The 1,144-nt window shown below is 72.6% G+C and carries 1 protein-coding gene; it reads left to right on the forward strand.

Annotation, left to right across the window (positions count from 1 at the left end; translation table 11 throughout):
- The first annotated feature begins 104 nt into the window (after positions 1-104).
- Positions 105-1,142 (forward strand): Gfo/Idh/MocA family protein, encoded by a 1,038-nt coding sequence (locus tag ACFU0Y_RS18245; RefSeq protein ID WP_380216391.1) that lies wholly within the window; start codon positions 105-107, stop codon positions 1,140-1,142.
- Positions 1,143-1,144: the final 2 nt, after the last annotated feature.

The raw sequence follows: 1,144 nt of genomic DNA on the forward strand, positions 1-1,144 counted from the left end.
GCCACGCCCGCGAACGCGTGGCAGGGACGGGGCCGACGCAGCTCTCACCACCGTTCCGGACCGACCAGGTCCATGCGCCCCCCGTGGGCGGAAGGAGACACATCATGACCACCACCCTGCGCGTAGCCGTCGTCGGAGCAGGCCGCATGGGCGCCGACCACATCGAGCGCATCCACCGCCGGATCAACGGCGCCGAGATCGCCGCCGTCGTCGACATCGACCGGGCCCGGGCCGAGGCCGCCGTCGCCCACATCCCGGGCGCGGTCGCCCACACGGACTTCCAGGAGGTGCTCGACCGGGACGACATCGACGCCGCCCTGGTCGCCACCCCGGGCTTCCTGCACGAACAGGTGCTGCTGTCCGCGATCGAGCACGGCCTGCCCACCCTGTGCGAGAAGCCGCTGACCCCGGACGCGGAGTCCTCCTGGCGCGTGGTCGAGGCGGAGGTCGCCGCCGGCCGGCAGCTGATCCAGGTCGGCTTCATGCGCCGCTTCGACGCGGGCTACCTCGCCCTGCGCCGGATGATCGAGGAGAAGGCCTACGGCGAGCTGCTGACCCTGCACCACCAGCACCGCAACCCCACCACCCCGCCCGGCTTCACCAACGAGATGATCATCCACGACACCGTGGTGCACGAGTTCGACGCCGTGCGCTTCTTCACCGGCGAGGAGATCACCTCGGTCCAGGTCCGGATCGGGCGCTCCACCCGCAACGCCCCGGAGGGCCAGCGGGATCCCCAGCTGGTGCTCATGGAGACCGAGTCCGGGGTCCTCGCGCAGGTGGAGGCCTACGTCAACGCGCAGTTCGGCTACCAGGTCGCCACCCAGGCGTCCTTCGAGACCGGCGTGGTGGGCATCGGCGGCGACACCGAGCCCTACGTCCGCACGGCCGGCACGTGGGGCGGCAGCGTCCCCCCGGGCTTCGAGGAGCGCTTCGTCGAGGCCTACGACCGCGAGATCCAGGCCTGGGCCGACGCCGCTGCGCGCGGGCAGATCGGTGGACCGTCCGCCTGGGACGGCTACGCCACCGCCGCCTGCTGCGAGGCCGGTGTCCAGGCGCAGGCGAGCGGGGAGATCGTGCCCGTGCGGATGCAGCCGAAGCCGGAGCTCTACGGCGCGGCGCAGGTGCCTGCCCGCGCCTGAGC

The organism is Kocuria sp. NPDC057446 (assembly GCF_042802875.1).
GTDB lineage: Bacteria > Actinomycetota > Actinomycetes > Actinomycetales > Micrococcaceae > Kocuria.

Bases quoted from the DNA above. Each gene is read 5' to 3' on its own strand.
- ACFU0Y_RS18245 (WP_380216391.1), top strand. From the start codon at position 105: ATGACCACCACCCTGCGCGTAGCCGTCGTCGGAGCAGGCCGCATGGGC.